Source organism: Campylobacter concisus, assembly GCF_002092845.1.
GTDB lineage: Bacteria > Campylobacterota > Campylobacteria > Campylobacterales > Campylobacteraceae > Campylobacter_A > Campylobacter_A concisus_AQ.
This window is the reverse complement of the sequence record NZ_LVXF01000001.1, coordinates 80377-101474: the sequence shown is the minus strand read 5'-3', so window position 1 is coordinate 101474 and position 21098 is coordinate 80377. Positions and strand designations below refer to the sequence as shown.

At 38.3% G+C, this 21098-nt stretch carries 13 protein-coding genes and 2 pseudogenes; 14 read left to right on the top strand and 1 reads right to left on the bottom strand.

Going from position 1 to position 21098, the window contains the following annotated elements:
- The first annotated feature begins 1 nt into the window (after window position 1).
- From A3854_RS00500 to ilvA, 3 genes are read left to right on the top strand one after another with little or no spacing between them, the layout of a single operon-like run.
- Window positions 2-1696, top strand: a complete 1695-nt coding sequence (locus A3854_RS00500) for a Na+/H+ antiporter NhaC family protein (RefSeq protein WP_084040768.1) — start codon at window positions 2-4, stop codon at window positions 1694-1696.
- Window positions 1697-1698: 2 nt separating this feature from the next.
- The gene (trmA, locus tag A3854_RS00495) at window positions 1699-2802 is read left to right on the top strand and encodes a tRNA (uridine(54)-C5)-methyltransferase TrmA (RefSeq protein ID WP_084040766.1); all 1104 of its coding nucleotides are present in this window, start codon (window positions 1699-1701) and stop codon (window positions 2800-2802) included.
- Window positions 2803-2824: 22 nt separating this feature from the next.
- Entirely contained in the window at window positions 2825-4036 is a 1212-nt protein-coding gene (gene ilvA / locus A3854_RS00490; protein WP_084040764.1) for a threonine ammonia-lyase, read from the top strand.
- 45 nt (window positions 4037-4081) lie between these two features.
- Here ilvA and A3854_RS00485 read toward each other — a convergent pair whose 3' ends face one another.
- Complete coding sequence (locus A3854_RS00485; protein ID WP_084040762.1) at window positions 4082-7273, bottom strand: S8 family serine peptidase; 3192 nt, start codon at window positions 7271-7273, stop codon at window positions 4082-4084.
- Window positions 7274-7554: 281 nt separating this feature from the next.
- Here A3854_RS00485 and A3854_RS00480 point away from each other — a divergent pair, with 281 nt between their 5' ends.
- The 11 genes and pseudogenes from A3854_RS00480 (at window position 7555) to napA (ending at window position 21092) form a co-directional block, all read left to right on the top strand.
- Entirely contained in the window at window positions 7555-8250 is a 696-nt protein-coding gene (locus A3854_RS00480; RefSeq protein ID WP_084040760.1) for a DUF4230 domain-containing protein, read from the top strand.
- A gap of 19 nt (window positions 8251-8269) precedes the next feature.
- A complete protein-coding gene (locus A3854_RS00475; protein WP_084040758.1) occupies window positions 8270-9193 on the top strand; it encodes a Dyp-type peroxidase in 924 nt (307 codons plus the stop codon).
- Window positions 9194-9238: 45 nt separating this feature from the next.
- Complete coding sequence (locus A3854_RS00470; RefSeq protein ID WP_084040756.1) at window positions 9239-9661, top strand: EamA family transporter; 423 nt, start codon at window positions 9239-9241, stop codon at window positions 9659-9661.
- Between the two features lie 98 nt (window positions 9662-9759).
- Window positions 9760-10335 (top strand): cytochrome C, encoded by a 576-nt coding sequence (locus A3854_RS00465; RefSeq protein ID WP_084040754.1) that lies wholly within the window; start codon window positions 9760-9762, stop codon window positions 10333-10335.
- Window positions 10336-10529: 194 nt separating this feature from the next.
- Complete coding sequence (locus tag A3854_RS00460) at window positions 10530-13097, top strand: molybdopterin-dependent oxidoreductase (RefSeq protein WP_084040752.1); 2568 nt, start codon at window positions 10530-10532, stop codon at window positions 13095-13097.
- 159 nt (window positions 13098-13256) lie between these two features.
- Window positions 13257-13448 (top strand): EamA family transporter, encoded by a 192-nt coding sequence (locus A3854_RS00455; RefSeq protein WP_257639839.1) that lies wholly within the window; start codon window positions 13257-13259, stop codon window positions 13446-13448.
- A gap of 207 nt (window positions 13449-13655) precedes the next feature.
- Window positions 13656-14387, top strand: a pseudogene (locus A3854_RS09960) (cache domain-containing protein); the annotation flags it as partial.
- Between the two features lie 30 nt (window positions 14388-14417).
- Entirely contained in the window at window positions 14418-15623 is a 1206-nt protein-coding gene (locus A3854_RS09955) for a methyl-accepting chemotaxis protein (RefSeq protein WP_374057389.1), read from the top strand.
- A 196-nt stretch (window positions 15624-15819) separates the two neighbouring features.
- A pseudogene (locus A3854_RS09950) lies at window positions 15820-16590 on the top strand (cache domain-containing protein); the annotation flags it as partial.
- On the top strand, window positions 16573-17772 hold the full coding sequence (locus tag A3854_RS09945) for a methyl-accepting chemotaxis protein (RefSeq protein WP_374057388.1): 1200 nt from the start codon (window positions 16573-16575) through the stop codon (window positions 17770-17772). The pseudogene A3854_RS09950 and the gene A3854_RS09945, both read left to right, overlap by 18 nt.
- Before the next feature lie 539 nt (window positions 17773-18311).
- Window positions 18312-21092 (top strand): nitrate reductase catalytic subunit NapA, encoded by a 2781-nt coding sequence (gene napA, locus A3854_RS00440; RefSeq protein WP_084040744.1) that lies wholly within the window; start codon window positions 18312-18314, stop codon window positions 21090-21092.
- Window positions 21093-21098: the final 6 nt, after the last annotated feature.

Here is a 21098-nt window from a genome sequence, read left to right as displayed (position 1 = left end):
TGTGAGACAAATTTTATTATTACTTTTTTTTAGCGTTGCGCTTTTTGGTGTCGATCCAGAAGTGGCAAAGAGAAACGCTGAAATTTATGGCGTATTTACGCTTATACCACCTGTTGTGGCAATAGCACTTGCTTTTATCACAAAAGACGTTATATTGTCGCTATTTATAGGTGTTTTTAGCGGAACGTTTCTCATAAATATCATCAATGAAAACATCTTTATGGGTATCGTAAAAGGCTTTACAGGTATCGTTTCAAGAGTAGTTGAATCAATGGCTGATAAGACTGATTCTGGTATCTTGCTTCAGGTACTTTGTATCGGCGGTGTGGTTGCACTCATTACAAAGATGGGCGGCACAAAGGCGGTCGCTCTTTGGCTTAGCAAAAAGGCAAAAACAGGTATCTCGGCTCAAATTTCAACATGGCTCATGGGAATTTTTGTATTTTTCGATGACTACGCAAATGCCCTAATCGTTGGCCCTATTATGAGACCAATAAGCGATAAATTTAAAATAAGCCGCGAGAAACTAGCTTTTATCATCGATGCTACTGCGGCACCGATCGCTGGTATTGCTATCATCTCGACATGGGTTGGCCTTGAGGTTTCGCTCATTGAAAAGGGCTATGAGCTAGTTGGAGAGACTGGAATTAACGCTTATTCTATATTTATCGAGACAATTCCATATAGATTTTACAACCTTTTTATACTGTTTTTTATAGTTTGTACTGCCTTGATGCAACGTGAATACGGCCCAATGCTATTAGCTGAAAGACGTGCCAGAAAGGGCGAACTTCACTCAGGTAAAACTCAAATTCAAGACTTGGAAGATAAAACACTTGAGCCAAAAGAAGGCGTAAAGCTAAGTGCCTCAAACGCTGTCGTGCCACTTCTTGTGCTAGTTATTGGTGCTTTTACTAGTTTTTACTTTAGTGGTCTTGCTGTACTTGAGGGCGATGCTCTTAAAAATGCACTTGCCAATCCGCTTGCTTTTTCTACTTTTAAAGATACTTTTGGTGAGGCAGACTCAGCTACATCGCTATTTCAAGCAGCGTTACTTGCTAGTATCGTAGCTATCACAATGGGCGTTTGGCGTAAAATTTTTGACGTAAAAGAGGCTATCAGCACATGGGTAAAGGGCTGGAAGACTATGATAATTACAGTTGTGATCCTGCTTCTTGCGTGGAGCCTTAGTGCTGTTATCAAAGAGCTTGGCACATCAAGATATTTGGTTGATTTATTAAGCTCTTCTACACCTAAATTTATATTGCCAGTTGCTGTTTTTATCCTTGGTTCGTTTATTAGTTTCTCAACTGGAACAAGCTACGGCACGATGGGTATTTTGATGCCTCTAGCTATTCCATTAGCTTACGCTGTTGGTAAAAACTACGGCCTAGATGGTGATGCGATGCATGCATACATGATCGTAAATATCTCAGGTGTACTTACAGGTGCGATCTTTGGCGATCACTGCTCACCGATATCGGATACTACGATCCTTTCATCAATGGGTGCAGGATGTAATCATATCGATCACGTATCGACTCAAATGGTCTATGCGCTTAGCGTTTGTGCGGTTTGTGTGCTAGTTGGTTACTTACCAGTTGCACTTGGTCTTAGCGTTTGGATCGCGCTTCCTTGCGGATTTTTAGCGATTTGGGCACTAGTTAGATTTGTTGGAAAGAAAGTAGAAGCATAAATTTGGATTGCAATTATTTAAAAGAGTGCGGCTCTTGCACTCTTTTTACTCCTTATGATGAGCAAATTTCATTTAAAACTGACCTTGTAAAACAAAATTTTTCAGAGTTTTATGATGGTGAGTTTGATGTTTTTAGCTCAACACCAAAACACTACCGCACGAGAGCTGAGTTTGGCATCTGGCATGAAGGCAGCAAGCTTAGCTACACGATGTATGCAAGCGAAAAGGGCAAAAAGGTCTTTATAGATGATTGCCCAAAGGTTTGCGAGCAAATTTCAGAGCTTATGCCAACCTTGCTTTATAACTTGCAAGAGAACGAAATACTGCGCGCAAAGCTTTTTGGAGTGGAATTTATCTCTTGTAAAAGTGGTATTTTGGTCACACTTCTTTACCATAAAAGGCTTGATGGCGAGTTTGAAGCGGCTATGAAAATTTTAGCTAACAAGCTTGATGTCACCATACTTGCAAGATCTCGCGGACAAAAATTACTAAGTAGTGAGCTAAATTTGATCGATGAGCTAAATATTGGAGAGCAAATCTATAAATTTAGCCTATCTGAAAATGCCTTTATTCAGCCAAATAGAGCTGTAAATGAAAAAATGATAGCTTGGGCAAAAGAGTGCGTGCAAGGCGGCGCCGACCTTCTTGAGCTCTACTGCGGACATGGAAATTTTACTATTCCGCTTTCGTTTAAATTTAACAATGTACTTGCCACTGAAATTTCAAAGAGCTCGATCGCAAATGCCCTTAAAAACTGCGAGCTAAATAAGGCTAAAAACATCAAATTTTTACGAATGGATGCTGATGAGCTTATGAGCGCATTTACTGGCGTTAGGGAATTTAATAGACTAAAGGATATAAATTTAAGCGACTTTAACTTCTCTCACGTCCTTGTTGATCCACCCCGTGCAGGACTAAGCGAAAGTGTTGTAAATTTCATCAAAAATTTTAAAAATATCATCTATATATCGTGCAATCCAGAGACTCTAAAAGAAAATTTAAGCGAGCTTTGTAAAAGCCATAAAGTGATAAAATTTGCCATTTTTGATCAGTTTGCAAATACTCATCACATCGAGTGTGGCGTGCTACTAAGGGCAAAAGAATAATTTAAAAAAGGAAAAATAAAAAATGGTTTCACTAAATAAAATCATCCAAGCAAAGATCACGATCGGTCATTTTGTAAATAAAACTCCATTTGCTTTGAGTGCGAAACTTAGTAAAAATTTGGGAGCAAGCATCTATCTAAAAGAGGAAAATTTACAACGAACCGGAGCATATAAGATAAGGGGTGCTTACAATAAAATAGCTAGCCTAAGCGATGAAGAGAGAAAGCGTGGTGTCGTGGCTGCAAGTGCTGGCAACCACGCTCAAGGCGTAGCGATAAGCGCGAAAGAATTTGGCGTACACGCTTGTATCATCATGCCAGAATCAACCCCGCTTCTAAAGGTTGCTGGTACGAAAGACCTTGGTGCAGAGGTTATTTTAAAAGGTGATAATTTTGACGAGGCGTACGCTTTTGCGGTTAATTACGCCAAAGATAAGGGTATGACCTTTGTTCATCCATTTAACGACGAGTACGTCATGGCGGGGCAGGGCACTGTTGGGCTTGAGATGCTTGATGAGATAAGCGATCTTGATATAGTCATCGTCCCAGTTGGCGGCGGTGGGCTAGCTAGTGGTGTGGCTAGTTGTATAAAGCAGGTCAATCCAAAGACAAAAGTAATCTGTGTCGGTGCAAAAGGCGCTCCAGCGATGTTTAATAGCTATGGTGCTAAAAAGAGCATAAACTCAAAATCAGTCCGCACCATAGCAGATGGCATCGCTGTGCGTGATGCGAGCGAGATCACGCTGGCAAATATTATTGAGTGTGTTGATGAGTTTGTGCAGGTCGATGATGAGGAGATCGCGACTGCGATTTTGTTTTTACTAGAGACGCAAAAGATCGTTGTAGAAGGAGCTGGCGCAGCTGGCGTGGCAGCACTTATGCATGATAAAATCAAATTTAAAAAAGGCGCAAAGATAGGCGTGGTGCTAAGTGGTGGAAATATCGATGTTCAGGTACTTTCTATCATCATCGAAAAGGGTCTTATCAAGTCTCACCGCAAGATGACCTTGCAAATCACACTTGTGGATAAGCCAGGAGCGCTCATGAGCCTAACAGATAGCTTAAAATCAGCAAATGCAAACATTGTAAAAATCGACTACGATCGCTTCTCAACAAGGCTTGATTACGGTGATGCTAATATCACGATCACGCTTGAGACAAAGGGTCTTGAGCATCAAGAAAAGATTAAAGAAGTTCTTACTAAGAACGGTTTTTCTTTCACTCAACTATTTTAATTTAATGGCTCGCTACTATTTAAAGTAGCGAGCATGATTTACCTATTAAAACAAAATTTCAAATTTTGCATTTACGCTGTTTGACTTCATGTCTTTAGCAAAAGCACCTGTGTAAGATAGGCCTAAATTTATATTTTTATAAACATTCGCCTTTACACCAAGGCTAGCTGTGCCAAGATCGCGCACCTCTTTTCCTTCAAGTTCCAAGTATCCAGCATTTGCGATATTTACGCCGATATTTGGTCTTGTATCGCCAACTAGTCTATTGTAAGCTAGATCAGCTTCAAATTTCATCTTTGTACTACCAAGACTAAATGGCATACTAGGGTTTAGGCCTATGCTAAATACACCTAAATTTCTAGTTTTTTCATCAACATCCATTCTGAAAATTCCTACATTTTGGCTAGTGCTATCAGTTTTCATACGTAGATAGCTTTCACCTACATAAGGATTTAGTGAGAAATTCGCACTATTAAATGCTGTTAATGCCAAATTTGCATAAGCAGTAAGTGCTTTTTCCTTGCTTTTTACATGCTCATCTGAGTAAAAGCTAACGATCGTAGCACCATTTTGCGTTTTTCGTTTTGCATTTGTGTATATGAGACCGAGGTCTAGTTTTGTGCTAGCGATCAGGCTTTTTCCGTAGATGCCGATGCTTGTGCCTTTTGTTTTATAAGCATCATCGCCATCTTCTTTTACTTTTTCATTGCTAGCACCAAGCACACCACCAAGTGTGAAAGCATCATTTACATTGCCGTCAAATCCAAAAAGCTGAGTGAATGAGTTTGCTTTTACATCATCAAATTTCATAGCATTAGCCATGGTATTTGACCAAAAATTCATGCCACTCGCATCAATTGCTTTTGCACCAAATGGATCAAATTCATGGTTGATGATTACATTTTTGAGCAAGATGTTTTCTAGTAAAAATGCATTATGTTGAGCTAAATTTGCATTATTTGCAAATGTTTTTAGTGTGTCACTTGCTTCTTTTGGTGTAGCGTAGATGAAGTGTCTATATAGATCGCTTGTGATGACTGCTGGTCTACTTCTAAACGGCGAAGTAAGGAGTGCCGGTCTGCTAGCAGTGCTCTCTATGAGCTGTGCTACTCTTTTTTGGTTATCACTAGTTGCTATACTTGTTATTGTATTTTTTGATTTTTTGAGTGTTAGCTCTAGCTTGTTGTCACTATAATTTCTAGTAAGGTCAAAAAATGCGTATTTTTTTGAGATGGTGTCGTTGTAGCCACTAAAATTTCCAGTTACGGCATAAGTTTTTGCCTTTGAGCTATCATCATATAGTCTTATCATGACATCTACATCTGGCTCACTTACATCTATAATAGAGTTCTTCTCAAAATTTAGATTTAAATTTGCTGCATTATTTGAGATGATATAACTACCACCTGTTTTTATAGTAGCTTTTACTGTGTCACTTGTACTTTTTCTAGTTACATCTTTAAAAGATAGCTTTTTAGAAAATCTGCTTCTATCAATCTCTCTAACACTCATCTCTTTAACAATCTCAAGTGCACCGCCATTTTCAACTACTACTTCGCTTGATTTTAGTGATTGATTTAGTGCTGTGATCTTGCCGCTTTTTATTATGGTTTTGCCAGTGTATGAGTTAGTTCCTGCTAGTTTTAGGGTGCCTAGACCTCTCTTAATAAGAGTTCCCTCATAGCCTTCGCTAGCTCTTTGTTCTCTTGCTTTTTCTCTAGCGTTACCTATATCAAGTTCAGCCCTTTGCTCAGCTGTCAAATTTGACATTTTCTCAAGCTCAGCCTTGCGATTAGCCCAAATTTTTGCCTCTGCCTCATCTTCAGTCTTTCTGTATTTTATAGCTACATCACTGATATTATTTGAGTAAAGATCATCTGTGTCTAGACTTACATCAAATACGCCCAGTAGCTGTCCTGGTCCAAACATAGCCTTTGACATATCAAGTGCTCCCCAGCCCCAGCGCTCATCAGGTACGCCAAGTGGCGCAGTAAAACCAGAAATTCTTCTTGTATCGGCTGGCTTTTTAAACTCATCTCTAACTTGTCTTGCGGTAGTTAGTAAAACATCTCTTGCTTGAGAGTTGCTCATATATGGATATCTTTGCATGACAAGACCAAGTGCGCCAGTGACGTGTGGAGCTGCCATTGATGTACCATCCCAGCTCTCGTAGCCAGCCTCTCCATTTTTAGGATCGACCGTGCTTGATTTTATGCTTTTACCAGGTGCTGCGATACTCCACCATTTTGAGTGTCCTGCGGTATTAAAGTATTGTGCATCGCCATCTGTCGCTCCAGTGACGTTTATCCAGTATTTTTCAGCATCTGGACGAAAATATGGAAGCATTGCTCTTGTGTATGACTCTTTCATGCCATTTCTATTTCCGGCAGTAAAGACTTGAATGATGCCATATTTTTTGGCAACTTCATAAGTAGCATCTATGAAATTTTTACCATTTGTGACAAATGGATAGTAGCTTTTATAGGCTGCGTCAAGGTCTTTTATATCTAAGCTATTGCCACCATCAAATCCAGTTGCTCCCTCATAAGCTTTATAAAATTTTCGGTTTGAACCCCAACTATTATTTATAGCTCTTGCGCCACCTTTGGCTAGTCCCTCGTAAGATGCTAAAAAGAAGTTGTAGTCTTGGTTTGGTCCATATGTCATACCGTCGGTTCCGCCAGTATTTCCTACTATAAGTTTTGAGCCAAATGCTACACCATGCATCCCTTTGCCATCTCTTGAGCCAGCAATTGTGCCAGCTACATGCGTGCCGTGCGAATCGTTTACACCAGCGATCCAGTTGCCATCAGCTTCAAATTTATCACCTTTTTTAAAGTCGCCAAAGTCAGCTCTATTTTTATCAGTGCTTCCCTTTTTTAAAAAAGGAGAGTTGCCGTGCTCAGTATCTGGATATTTTTGTCCGTCTTTGTAGTAGCTGCCAGAAATTTTTAGTGCGCTTATCCTACTATCGCTAAGTTCAGGGTGGCTAAGTAATGCGCCAGAGTCCATAACACCAAGCGTCACACCTTTGCCCGTCACTCCAAGAGCATACGCGATAGCTGCATTTATACGCTTTAGCCCCCAGTATGCTTTATACTCAGTGCTCTCCCAGCTACTTATGTCACCAAATTTGCCACTTTCTTGATCGTTAGCATTTAGTGAATTTGCAAACAAAAGAGTATAACAAGCCGCGCTTATCAAAATACATTTTTTGTTTAAAATGGATCTTTTCACATCTCATCCTTTTGCATAAAATTTAAATGGATTGTAATATCCTTAAAATAAATTATTAATTAAAATATTAAAATTTATGATAAAAATTTACTTTAATAATCCCATTTTTACGCTATTTTTACTATAAGATATGAAAAAATGATCAAGATAATATCACTTAAATATTATTAATTACTATTTTACTTTAAAACAATTATTTAAATATAATTTTTAATAAAAGTAGAATTTCACTTTTGCTTTACAAATTTAAGCTAAAATAGCAAACCTTAAAAGGAGAAAAAATGAGCGAATATGCAAATTTGATATTAGCTATCTTACTAGCTGTTTTGGCATTTGCATTTTATAGGTCAAATAAGGCTTTAAAAAAGGCAAAAGATGATAGCGAAAATCTCTCAGTCAGCACCGAAATTTCGCAGCTAAAAAGCATCGGCGAGCTATCTGTTTTTCAAGTTTATAGCAAAGAGATCGTCACAAAGACAGATCATGCGTTTGGAAATTTTGGCAAAGAGTATCTAAGATGGCTTATAAGCGAGAAGAAGCTTTCGATGATATTTGAGTTTGAGATAAATTTCATCTACGATCTAACTAGCCCAAAGCTCGAGATCACGCAGATCGCAAACTCTAGCTATAAGATAAAAATGCCTCCTTGCAAGTATAAATTTTCGATCGCTGACATGAAATTTTACGATGAGAAAAACGGTAAATTTATACCATTTTTGCTGCCTGACTCGCTAAATGGCTTTTTTGGTAGTACTTTTACAGAAGAAGATAAAAATAGACTAATCGAAGAGGCAAGAAATGAAGTCAAAAAGATGAGCGTTCGCCTTATCTCACAGCTTCAAAGTAAAATTCATAAATCAGCTCGCGATACGCTTGAAGCGATAGCTAAGAGCTTTGGAGCAAACAAAGTTGAGTTTATTTTTGACGATAATGATGAGCAGATAAGCTCGCAACTAAATTTAGAAAATATTGCATAAATTTTAAAAAGGAGAAAAAATGAGCGTAAATTCACAAGAAGTCACGCAGACACCAGGCAACAACACAGTCTTTCAAACATGGGTTTTAATAGCTGATAAAAAGGCTTGTAAAGAGGGGTTTGCTGAGCTTTGCGCCTTGGTTGTAAATTTAAATAAAACTGCCAAGATTAGATTTGGCGCAAATGAAAATGTAAACTGCGTTCTTGGTGTGGGTCATGATGCTTGGAAAAAGCTTGAAATTTCAAAAAATCTGCCAAAAGAGCTTGTAAATTTTAAAGCGATAAAAGGCGATAAACACGAGGCTGTTAGCACAAAGGGCGATATCCACATCCATATCCGCGCTTTAAATGCACCTGATTGCTTCGATATGGCTCAAGCGATAAAGGCCGTGCTTTTTAAATTTGCAGAGCTTACAGACGAGACACAAGGCTTTAAGTATCATGACGGTAGGGCGATAATAGGCTTTGTTGATGGCACTGAAAATCCTGATGGCGAGGAGAGAGACTTCTTTGCTAAAGTTGGCGATGAGGACGCTAAATTTAAAGGCGGCAGCTACGTTTTTGTACAAAAATATTTCCACAATATGAAAGAGTGGAACGCTACAAGCGTAAGTGAGCAAGAAAAGGTAATAGGTCGCTCAAAAGAGCTTGACATCGAGATGAGCGAAGATGTAAAACCTACAAATTCACACTCAGCTGCTGCAAACATCGGAGATGATAAAAAAGTCGTGCGTGGCAATATGCCATTTACTGAAGGTAGTAAAACAGGCACTTACTTCATCGCTTATGCGAGTACGTTTTCAACGGTTGAGCTTATGCTTAAAAAGATGTTTATCGGCGAGCCAAAGGGCAACTCAGATAGGCTGCTTGACTTTAGTACGCCAGTAACTGGAGCTCTATACTTTGTTCCAACAGTTGATATGTTAAGCGATTATGAGGGCTAAATTTAAATGGGTGAGGCAACTTGCCCTTTTAAATTTTAAATAAAAATGCCAGAGTGGTTTATTTACGCAGTTCTTTCAGCTGTTTTTGCTGCGCTTACAGCGATCTTTGCAAAGCTTGGTGTAAAGGATATTGATAGCGATTTTGCAACATTTATAAGAACGATCGTCGTCATTTTGATGCTTGTTTTGCTTTTAAGCGTGGCTAAAAAATGGCAACCGTTAAACTCACTAAGCCCCAAAAACTGGCTCTTTCTCATACTAAGTGGCATAGCGACTGGGCTTTCGTGGCTCATGTATTTTAAAGCGATGCAAGTTGGCAAGGTATATCAAGTGGCGCTGGTTGATAAATTTAGCGTTGTGCTTGCTATTATTTTGGCTGTTGTCTTTCTTGGCGAGAGGTTAAATTTAAAAGAAATTTTAGCCGTCTGCCTTATCGTGTCTGGTGTATTTTTACTCATTTTTAAATAAAATTTTCTGCATTATTCTTAAAATATATTTTTAATTTTAATTTGTAATTAATTAAAAAGCTCCTAAAATTTGAACAATTTCATTTTGAAGGGAGAAATATGAAAGAAATCATTCTATCAACCATCGTGGCTTGTGCGACATTTGGTGCTAGTGTAAACTACACAGATGTTGTAAAAGATGTTTACGGTGATGCTAGCTCAACAAAAAGTATAGGCAGACTGCTACCAACCAACGCAGTTGAAATTTTACAAACAAGCGGTGACAGAGCGCAAATTAAAGTAAAAGGCTATCAAAATCCAGCCGTTAGCAACGTAGTTTATTTTGCTGATGGTGCGAGGATTATCTCAGTTGCATTTGCAAAAACTGCACCTTTTGATATTAAAGTGATCAAAGAGGGCAAAAACGGCAAATGGAACGAGGTAGAAACAACAGTTTTTGTTCAAAAAGATGGCTTTAGCACTGACGTAAACGCAATGTTTGCAAAAGCTGACAAGATGTATAAAGAGAGTTGTGGTGTTTGCCATGCGTTGCCTCAAACCACACATTTCAACGCTAACCAATGGCCGTCACTTCTAAAATCAATGATCGGTAGAACCGCAATAGAGAAAAAAGACGAGTGGTTGGTTGTTGAATACCTTCAAAAACACTCATCTGACGTAAATTTAGGCAAATAAGTAAAACCTAGCAGGCTAAATTTCACTAAATTTTAGCAAGGAAAAAGGCTTAAATTTAAAAGGTTTTACTTAAGAAAAATCAAAATTTAGATCGCAGACTTGCGATCTTAGGCTTTAGTGCGGGATCAAACCGATGGGGTTTGTCGGAGCTTGGGCTTGCTCAAGCGAGAAGTTAAAAATGAAAGGGAGATAAGATGAACGAGAACAGACGAGAATTTCTAAAAAAAGGTGCTACTGCAATTGCAGCGACACCTTTGCTTTCAAGCGTAACAGCATCAAATTTATTTGCTGATGGCGTAAAAAAGAGTGTTTTAAGAGATAGCGAGGTCATCACAGCTGCCCACTGGGGTATGTTAAAAGTGACAACCAAAAACGGTGTAGCAGTAAAGTCAGAGCCTATCCAAAAAACAAGTGAAATTTACAACCCACTTCAGCACTACACACCAGATATGATCTACAAATGTCGTATCAAGCGACCAGCAGTAAGAAAGAGTTACCTTGAAAATCCAGATAGTCCAAAGCCAGAGCTTCGCGGCAAGGATGAGTGGGTTGAGGTGCCTTACGAAGAGGCGATCAAGCTAGTTGCAAGAGAGCTTAAAAAGACAAGAGCACAAAAAGGCTTACAAAGTGTATTTGCGGGTAGCTATGGCTGGAAGTCAAGTGGAAACGTACATAACTCAAGAATTTTACTTCATAGATTTATGAATTTAAGTGGCGGCTTTGTTGGCTCACTAGGTGACTACTCAACAGGTGCTAGCCAGATCATAATGCCTCACGTCGTGGGTAGTATCGAGGTCTATGAGCAGCAAACCAGCTGGCCAGTCGTACTTGAGAACTCAAAAGTCGTAGTCATCTGGGGTGCAAACCCACTTGCGACACTTCGCATAGCTTGGACTAGCACCGACGAGCAGGGCTTTAAATACTTTGAAGAGCTCAAAAATAAAAAAGATATCAAAGTGATCATCATCGATCCTATCAAGAGTGACACAGCGCAATACTTTGATAACGCTCAGTGGATAGCTCCTGTGCCAAACACCGACACAGCGATGATGCTTGGTATGATGCACTACCTATATGAAAGCGGCAAGTATGATAAAAATTTCATTGAAACCTACACAACAGGCTTTGATAAATTTCTCCCATATCTACTTGGTAAGACAGACAATACTCCTAAAAATTTAAAGTGGGCGAGCAAAATTTGTGGCATTGATAAAGATACTTTAAAAGAGCTAGCTGATACATTTGTAAGCAATCGCACGATGCTAATGAGTGGTTGGGGTATGCAGCGCGCTCACCACGGAGAGCAACCACACTGGGCGATGGTGACACTAGCAGCTATGATCGGTCAGATAGGGCTTCCTGGTGGGGGATTTGGACTTAGCTACCATTACTCAAACGGTGGCGCTCCGACTTGCAAAGGTGCGGTCATCGGCGGCATAAATAGTGCAAGTGTTGGTAAATTTAACGATAAAGGTGAGTTTATCGGCACAGATACAGGCGAGTTCGATAAACGAGGTCGCTTCGTCGCAAAGGCAGCCGCAGCAGCAGGCACAGGCCAAAGTTGGCTACAAAAAGCAACCAACTATGCCTTCCCGGTAGCAAGGATTGCTGATGCGTTGCTACATCCTGGTAAAGTGATCGACCACGACGGCAAAAAGATAACCTATCCAGACATCGACTTTATCTACTGGGTCGGCGGCAACCCACTTGTACACCACCAAGATACAAATACAAATTTAAAAGCGTGGAGAAAGCCAAGAACGGTTGTTGTACATGAATCATACTGGACACCGACAGCAAAAATGGCTGATATAGTATTTCCAGTCACTACAGAGTATGAGAGAAACGATATCACCATGACCGGTGACTACTCAAATATGAACATCGTGCCGATGAAACAAGTCGTTGAGAAATACCACGAGGCAAGAGATGATTATCAAATTTTCATCGATCTTTGCAAAGCTTATGCTAAAAATTTAGTCATTGCCTACACAGATAACGGCAAGGATGAGTTTGACTGGATCAAAGAGTACTATGACGCAGCCTACGCTCAGGTCAAGGCTGTGCCAGAGCTAACTACTGATATGAAGCCATTTGAAGAGTTTTGGAACGAGAACAAGCCAGTTACATTTGCCTCATCTCAAGATAGCGATAGTTGGGTGAGATTTGGCGAATTTAGAGAAGATCCTGTGCTAAATGCTCTTGGAACTCCAAGTGGTCTTATAGAAATTTACTCAGAGACTATCGAGAAAATGGGCTATGACGACTGCAAGGCACACCCAATGTGGTTTGAGCCAATCGAGTGGCTAGGCATGAAAGATAAGCCAGCTAAATTCCACATGATAAGCGCTCACCCAACAGACCGCTTGCACTCACAGCTAAGCCAAACTTCACTTCGTGACAACTACGCGATCGCAAACCGCGAGCCTATCTGGATCAATGAAAAAGACGCAAAAGAGCTTGGCGTAAAAACAGGCGATTTGGTGCGTGTATTTAACGCACGTGGTGAGGTTTTAGCAGGTGCTCATGTGACTAAAAATATCAAAGAGGGCGTTGTAAAACTAGCTGAGGGCGCTTGGTATGACGGCTTTGATAGTGGAATTTGCAAAAACGGCGGTGCAAACGTGCTAACCATAGATATCCCAACAAGTAAGCTAGCAAACGGCAACATCAGCCACACAGCTCTTGTAAATATCGAGAAATATAAAGGTGGCGAGGCATTAAAGCTTACAGCTTTTGCTGAGCCAAAAATTTCTAAATAATATTAAAAGCAGGGGAGTCTTCTCCTGCTTTTGAACTTAAAATTTAAAACAAATCTTCTATTCACAAAAAGCTTAAATTTATATTTAAAGCCTATAGCTCTATAAATTTTTTATTTTGCAATTATATTTGTAAAACTTGACGTAAAGGATATCACCACTGTGTTATTTCGTCCTGTGTGTTTTAAAGCGATGCAAGTTGGTAAAGTCTATCAAGTGGCTTTGGTTGATAAATTTAGCGTTGTGCTTACTATTATTTTGGCTGTTGTTTTTCTTGGGGAGAGACTAAATTACAAAGAAATTTTAGCCATTTGTCTTATTATTTCAGGTGTTGTTTTGTTGATTTTCAAGTAAAAATTTATACTCTATGTCTAGCAAAAGAATAAAAAGTAAAACTAGCTTATTTAATGATATTTTGTGATCTAAAATTTATTCAAAAATTTTAATTATCAAGATATCTTTATTAATTTTTAAAAAGCATTAAATAAAGGGTAAATTTAATACTAATTTTAATTCTTTTTCGATAAATTAAAGCGATTTTAACTTTTTAAAGGAGGAAAGATGAAGTCCATAACTTCAAAGATAGCGATGATTATCATCTCATTGCTAGTTATTTCGTTTGCTGCTATTTCAGCAGTCAGCTACTATACAGCGGAAAGTAAGGTAGTAGAGTTGGTCAGCCAGACCCAGGATCAGATTCTAAGTGATATCAAAGCAACCACGGATTCTTTTTTTGAAGATTATTTAGAAGTTGCCAAAAAGTCTGCTTCAGATATAGCACAAATACCAAATAATGATGACTCGTACATGGAAAAAACAAAAATGCAAAAAGAAAGCGTTAGTCATCTAGTTACTGATATTTTTTATGGTCGCGAGAGTGATGGACATTTTTTCCAGTCTGACGGCACTAGAACAACTCCAGCCGATAACTACGATCCTAGAACTAGAGGCTGGTATAAAGCAGCAAAGAGTGCAAATGGTGCTATATATACCGAACCTTACAAAGCTGCCTTGTCTAATGCTTTAGTAATTAGCTTTGCCGCTCCAGTAAATAAAAATGGAAATTTTGATGGTGTTTTGGGGCTTGATTTAAATATAGATGCTTTAAGTAAAAAAATCCTTGAAATGGGTAAAACAAAATACGGCTATGTTTATCTAATGAATAAAGACGGCCTAATACTAATGCATAACGACCCAAACAACGTCGGTAAAACCGTTCCCGCAAGCAAATATCTAGCCGAGGCGTTTGCAGCTAAAAAATTTGACGAAAACGGGCTAATCCCTTACACCAACTATAAGGGCGAAAACGTAACAGCAAAAGTAATGGCCATAAACGATCAAGGCTGGCTAGCCGTAGCCGCTATCGGAGCAGATACTTTTTCGTCTAATACATTGCCTTTATTAAAAGCTCAAATAATCCTAGCCGTAGCTTTTATAGTCATACTTTCGGCTATCGTATTTGTTCTTCTTAAAAAATCTCTTAGTCCTATTAGAACTATTCAAACTAAGCTTGAAGACGCGTTTAAATTCATCACCTACGAAACCCCTAACGCTCCGGAAAAGCTAGTAGTAACTACGCAGGACGAATTCGGCAGAATGAGCGAATCTATTAACGAAAATATAGAAAAAGTCCTTAACGGCGTTAAAAAAGACAGCGCCTTAATAGAGGAGATGAACGGTATAGCAAATCTCATGATAAAAGGACACATGGGGGCTAAGATTAACTCCGTCCCTAATAATCCGGCTTTAGTTCAGTTAAAAGATCTACTAAATAAATTCTTCGCTTCTATTTCTGAAAATTTAAAAGGAATAGCCGTAGTTTTAGCTTCTTACAACAAAAACGACTACACTCCTAGACTAGAGTTAAAACCCGAGCTTGAAAGCGATCTAAAAGATATGATAGTAGGCCTTCAAAGCGCGGGCGACGCAGTAAGCAATATGCTAAGGGAAAATTTAAAAGAAGCTCAGGTCCTAGAAGAAAAAGCTAAAATCCTAGCAGAATCTATGAGAACTCTAACCGACGGAGCTCATAAGCAAGCCGACTCCATCCAAGAAAGCGCGGCTGCTATAGAAGAGATGAGCAGTTCTATGAACGCCATTAGCCAAAAAGCTAGCGACGTAACAAGACAAAGCGAAGAGATTAAAAATATCATCGTTATTATTAGAGATATAGCTGATCAAACCAACCTACTTGCTCTAAATGCGGCTATCGAGGCAGCACGTGCTGGTGAACACGGCAGAGGATTTGCCGTAGTCGCCGACGAGGTTAGAAAACTAGCAGAGCGAACTCAAAAATCACTTGGCGAGATCGAAGCTAACGCAAATGTTTTAGCTCAAAGCATTAATGAGATGAGTGAAAGCATCAGAGAGCAAAGCGAAGGCATAAATATGATAAATCAAAGCGTAAGTCAGATCGACAGTATTACAAAACAAAATATTAATATTGTTGGTACAACAAATGAAATTACTGACCAAATAGATGAAATGGCTAAGACGATAGTAGCCGACGTTAGAAAGAATAAATTTTAATCTTAGAGCCGAATTTAGGGGTTTGCCTCCCCTAAATTCTAATTTTATTTAGCTGATTTTAACTACCTAAAATGAAAAAATAATTCAAAATTATTATTTAATGTATACATCACTATTTTGTAATTAATATTATTTAAGACTATTTAATATAAAAAAATATAAAATCGTATCTTAATTTTTTGTAAAAGGAAAGTAAATGCGCTCGATTGCAAACAAAATATCTTTAATGCTCATACTGGCATTATTCATATCATTCTCACTAATATCTTTAGCCAGCTACAATACAGCTCATGATAAAGCCATTGAGTTAGTAATACAAACTCAAAAGCAAATTTTAAAAGATGTGAAAATCACACTAAATAGCTTTTTTACCAATAATCAGTATGCTATAGAGAAAATGGCTGAGACTCTTAGTAAGATAAGCGAGAAAAGTGATGGCTCGATGAATGCTGATGGTATAAATTTAGCTTTATCTCAAGCAAAAGCTATATCTGGAAAAGAGATCACTCTTGTTTATGCTGGATATGAGGATGGGGCTATGTTTAGATCAAATGGGCAAAATAAAGCTGGATACGATCCAAGAGTTAGAGGATGGTATAAACAAGTTAAAGCCGAGAATAAACCAATATATACTGATCCATATATGGCAGCTTCATTAAATGCGATGGTTATAACTTTTGCTGCACCTATTAAAAATATTGGAGTTACGGGTATAGATGCATCTATTGAGGAGTTGAGCAATAATATATCGCAAATTAGTAAGACTGAATACAGCTATGCTTTTGTTGCAGATCAAAATGGCAACATTATAATGCACCCAAATAAAGAATTAGTCGGCAAACCTCATGAGATCGCAAAGAGTCTAATAAAACAATATAATGAAAAGAAATTTGATGAAAATGGATTAATAGCATATAAAAATACAAAAGGCGAAGATGTCTATGCCTATATGTTAGAGATAAATGATAAAGGTTGGTTGGCAATAACAGCAATGGATCAAAATATCTTTAGCTCGCATACTTTACCTATTTTAAAAGTTCAAATTATTTTAGCCTTTATATTTATAGTTGTCTTGTCTGCGTTTGTGTATTTCTTGCTAAAAAGATCGCTTAATCCTATTAAAACTATTACAGATGCTTTGGTTAGTTTCTTTAGATTTTTAAATTTTGAGATAAAAGAGCCAGTTGTTTCAAAGGTGGCAACAAAAGATGAATTTGGCGTAATGAGCAAACTAATAAATGATAATATTGCTAAAATTTTTGACAATGCCGATCAAGACTCTAGAGTGGTATCTCAATCTGTTGAAACTGCAAAGGCGATAGAAAATGGAAATTTAAAAGCAAGAATAGTAGATGTTCCAGCTAATCCAAAACTAATTGAATTAAAAGATGTCTTAAATAAAATGCTAGATGTTTTGGAAAAAAGAGTCGGTAGCGATTTAAATATGATCCAAAAAACTTTTAATGATTTTAGAAATTCTGATTTTACTTCAAGAATTTTGGATGCCAAAGGCAATGTCGAACTAGTAACAAATGAGCTTGGCGAAGAGATAGCTAATATGCTTGCGTTTAACTTAAAACAAGCACAATTCTTAGAAGAAAAAGCTAAAAATTTAGATGCATCAATGAAGCAAGTAACTCAAGGTGCTAGCACACAAGCAAATTCTCTCCAAGAAAGTGCTGCTGCGATCGAGCAAATGAGTAGCTCAATGAGCGCAATTAGTCAAAAGACTGTAGATGTTATAAAACAATCTGAAGAGATTAAAAACATCATCGTTATTATTAGAGATATAGCCGATCAAACAAATTTACTTGCTCTAAACGCAGCTATCGAAGCGGCGCGTGCTGGTGAGCATGGACGAGGCTTTGCTGTGGTCGCAGATGAAGTTAGAAAACTAGCTGAACGAACTCAAAAATCACTTGGTGAGATCGAAACTAATGCAAATATACTTACTCAAAGCATCAATGAGATGAGTGAGAGCATCAGAGAGCAAAGCGAAGGCATAAATATGATAAATCAAAGTGTAAGCCAGATTGATAGCATTACAAAGCAAAATGTTGATATCGTGAGCTCAACGAATGAAATCACTGCCCAAATCGATGAAATGGCTAAGATGATAGTAGCCGATGTTAAAAAGAATAAATTTTAACTTTATGGCTTGATACTTAAAAATTCATTAATATTTCATCCTCAAAATTTGAGGATGAAAATAACTCTATTCTATCTCTAATCTTAAAATTGTTTTTTGTTTTATAAATATAATAAAATTTTTAAAAATTATCTAATTTTTATAGCTTTATAGTGATATTACTAGTTAAATTTTTATAGATTATGTTTGCTGCAAAGTAGTGAAGTCTATTGGAATTTATCCTTACAATTATTGCTATTTCGGTAAAGATATAAAAATTTTTAATGATATTTTATGTTACTTTTTTACTCAAATATTCAAAAACAATTTTACTTTGTTTTCTTTAGCTTTTTTGATAACAACTCTAAAATTTTTAAATTTTATTAAATAGTATTTTCTTTTAAAATCGTGCTTTGTGAGAAAATTAATATTTTTATGTAGAAAAATATTTACATTTTTGGCTTAAGTTTTTTGAAATTTTTGTAAATGTAAATAAGTTGTAAATAAGTTTTACAAGGTTAATATCAACTCAATTTGTTTTAATCTTTAAAGGAGAAAGAATGAATCGACGAGAATTCATAAAAAGTGCTGCGGCTAGTGCTGCTTGTGCTAGTGCTGGTATAGCCGTACCAAGCTCGCTAAGTGCAGCAAGCGAAGCCGAAAAAGGCTGGCGCTGGGATAAGGCAGCTTGTAGGTTTTGTGGAACAGGCTGTGGTATCATGGTCGCTACAAAAGAGGGCAAGATAGTAGCTGTAAAAGGAGATCCAGAAGCACCAGTAAATCGCGGTCTAAACTGCATTAAAGGCTATTTTAATGCTAAGATCATGTACGGCGAGGATAGGATCACTCATCCGCTTTTGCGTGTAAATGAAAAAGGCGAATTTGATAAAAAAGGTAAATTTAAGCAAGTAAGCTGGAAGCAAGCATTTGATGTTATGGAGGCTCAGTTTAGAAAAGCATATGATGAACTAGGTCCTCACGGCATCGGAGTTCTAGGCTCTGGTCAATATACTATTCCAGAAGGTTACGCTGCTGTTAAGCTTATAAAAGGTGGCTTTAGAAGCAATAGCATCGATCCAAACGCAAGACACTGCATGGCAAGCGCGGTTGTTGGCTTTATGCAAGTTTTTGGTATAGACGAGCCATCAGGCTGTTTTGATGATATCGAACTAACTGATACTATCGTAGCTTGGGGTGCAAATATGGCTGAGATGCACCCGATCCTTTGGGCACGCGTAAGCGATAGAAAGCTTAGCGATCCTGATAGAGTAAAGGTTGTAAATTTAAGCACCTACTCAACTAGAACATCAAATTTGGCCGATATCGAGATCATTTTTGCTCCGTCATCTGACCTTGCTATTTGGAACTACATCGCTCGTGAGATAGTTTATAACCACCCAGAGATGATCGATGAAGAATTTGTTAAAAAACACTGTGTATTTACAACTGGTCCAGCCGATATCGGATATGGTCTTCGTCCAGACATTAATCATAAAAAATATGCTCCAAGCGAGCTAGACACTGCTGCTACTGAGAAGTCAAAGGTGCTAAGTGAAGCTGAGGGCGTTACACTTGCATATCTTGGACTAAAAGCCGGCGATACGCTAGAAAATAAAAATGCTGCAAAATCTGGCGCACATTGGCAAATAACATTTGAAGAGTTTAAAAAAGCTCTTGATCCTTACACGCTTGACTTTACAGCAAAGGTGGCAAAGGGCGATCCAAACGAAGATATAGAAGAATTTAAGAAAAAATTAAAAGCACTTGCTGATCTTTATATAGAGAAAAACCGCAAAGTCGTAAGTTTCTGGACTATGGGCTTTAACCAACACCAACGTGGTACATGGGTAAATGAGCAAGCTTATATGGTTCACTTTTTGCTCGGCAAACAAGCACTTCCAGGCTCAGGAGCGTTTTCTCTAACTGGCCAACCAAGTGCGTGTGGTACTGCAAGAGAGGTTGGAACATTTGTTCACCGCTTACCAGCTGACATGGTTATTGAGAATCCAAAACATAGAGAGATAACTGAAAAAATTTGGAAACTTCCTGCTGGAACACTAAGTGGTGTGCTCGCTTCTCACTACGTAAAAATGATGCGTGATCTTGAAGATGGTAAGGTTAAATTTATCTGGGTTCAAGTAAATAATCCGTGGCAAAATACTGCAAACGCAAACCACTGGATAAAAGCAGCTCGTGAGATGGATAACTTTATCGTCGTAAGCGATCCTTATCCAGGAATTTCTGCAAAAGTTGCTGACCTTATCCTCCCAACTGCGATGATCTATGAAAAATGGGGCGCATACGGTAATGCCGAGAGAAGAACACAGCACTGGAGACAGCAAGTGCTTCCAGTTGGTGAAGCGATGCCTGATATTTGGCAAATGATGGAATTTAGCAAGCGCTTTAAGCTAAAAGATGTTTGGGGTGAGAAAAAAGTAAATGACAAAGTTACACTTCCAAATGTGCTTGAAGAGGCAAAAGCTATGGGATACAGCGAAGAAGATACGCTATTTGATGTACTTTTCGCTAACGAAGAGGCTAAGAAATTTAGTGCAAACGATCCGATCATAGAAAACTACGACAATACAGAAGTATTTGGCGATAGCAGAAAGGTGATCGGCTCAGATGGCAAAGAATTTAAAGGATATGGATTTTTCATCCACAAATATCTTTGGGAAGAGTATAGAAAATTTGGCGTTGGACACGGCCACGACCTAGCAGATTTTGACACCTACCACAGAGTAAGAGGTCTTAGATGGCCAGTAGTTGATGGCAAAGAGACTCAGTGGAGATTTAATACTAAATTTGACCCATACGCTAAAAAAGCTGCTCCAAATGAGAAATTTGCATTCTACGGCAACAAAAATGCAGCACTTCCAACAGGTGATCTAAAAGGCGTTACAAATAAAGATAAAACATCTCTTGCAAATAAAGCAAAAATTTTCTTCCGCCCTTATATGGATCCATGCGAGATGCCAAGCAAAGATTATCCATTCTGGCTATGTACTGGCCGTGTGCTAGAGCACTGGCATACAGGTACGATGACTATGCGTGTTCCTGAGCTTTATAGAGCGGTTCCAGAGGCGCTTTGCTATATGCACGAAGATGATGCTAAAAATCTTGGCGTAATGCAAAACGAGATTGTCTGGGTCGAATCACGCCGTGGCAAGGTAAAAGCAAGAGTAGATCTAAAAGGTAGAAATAAGCCGCCAGTAGGGCTTGTTTATGTGCCTTTCTTTGACGAAAACGTATATATAAACAAAGTATGTCTTGACGCTACTTGCCCAATCTCAAAAGAGACTGATTATAAAAAGTGTGCGGTTAAAATTTACAAAGCATAGGTGAGC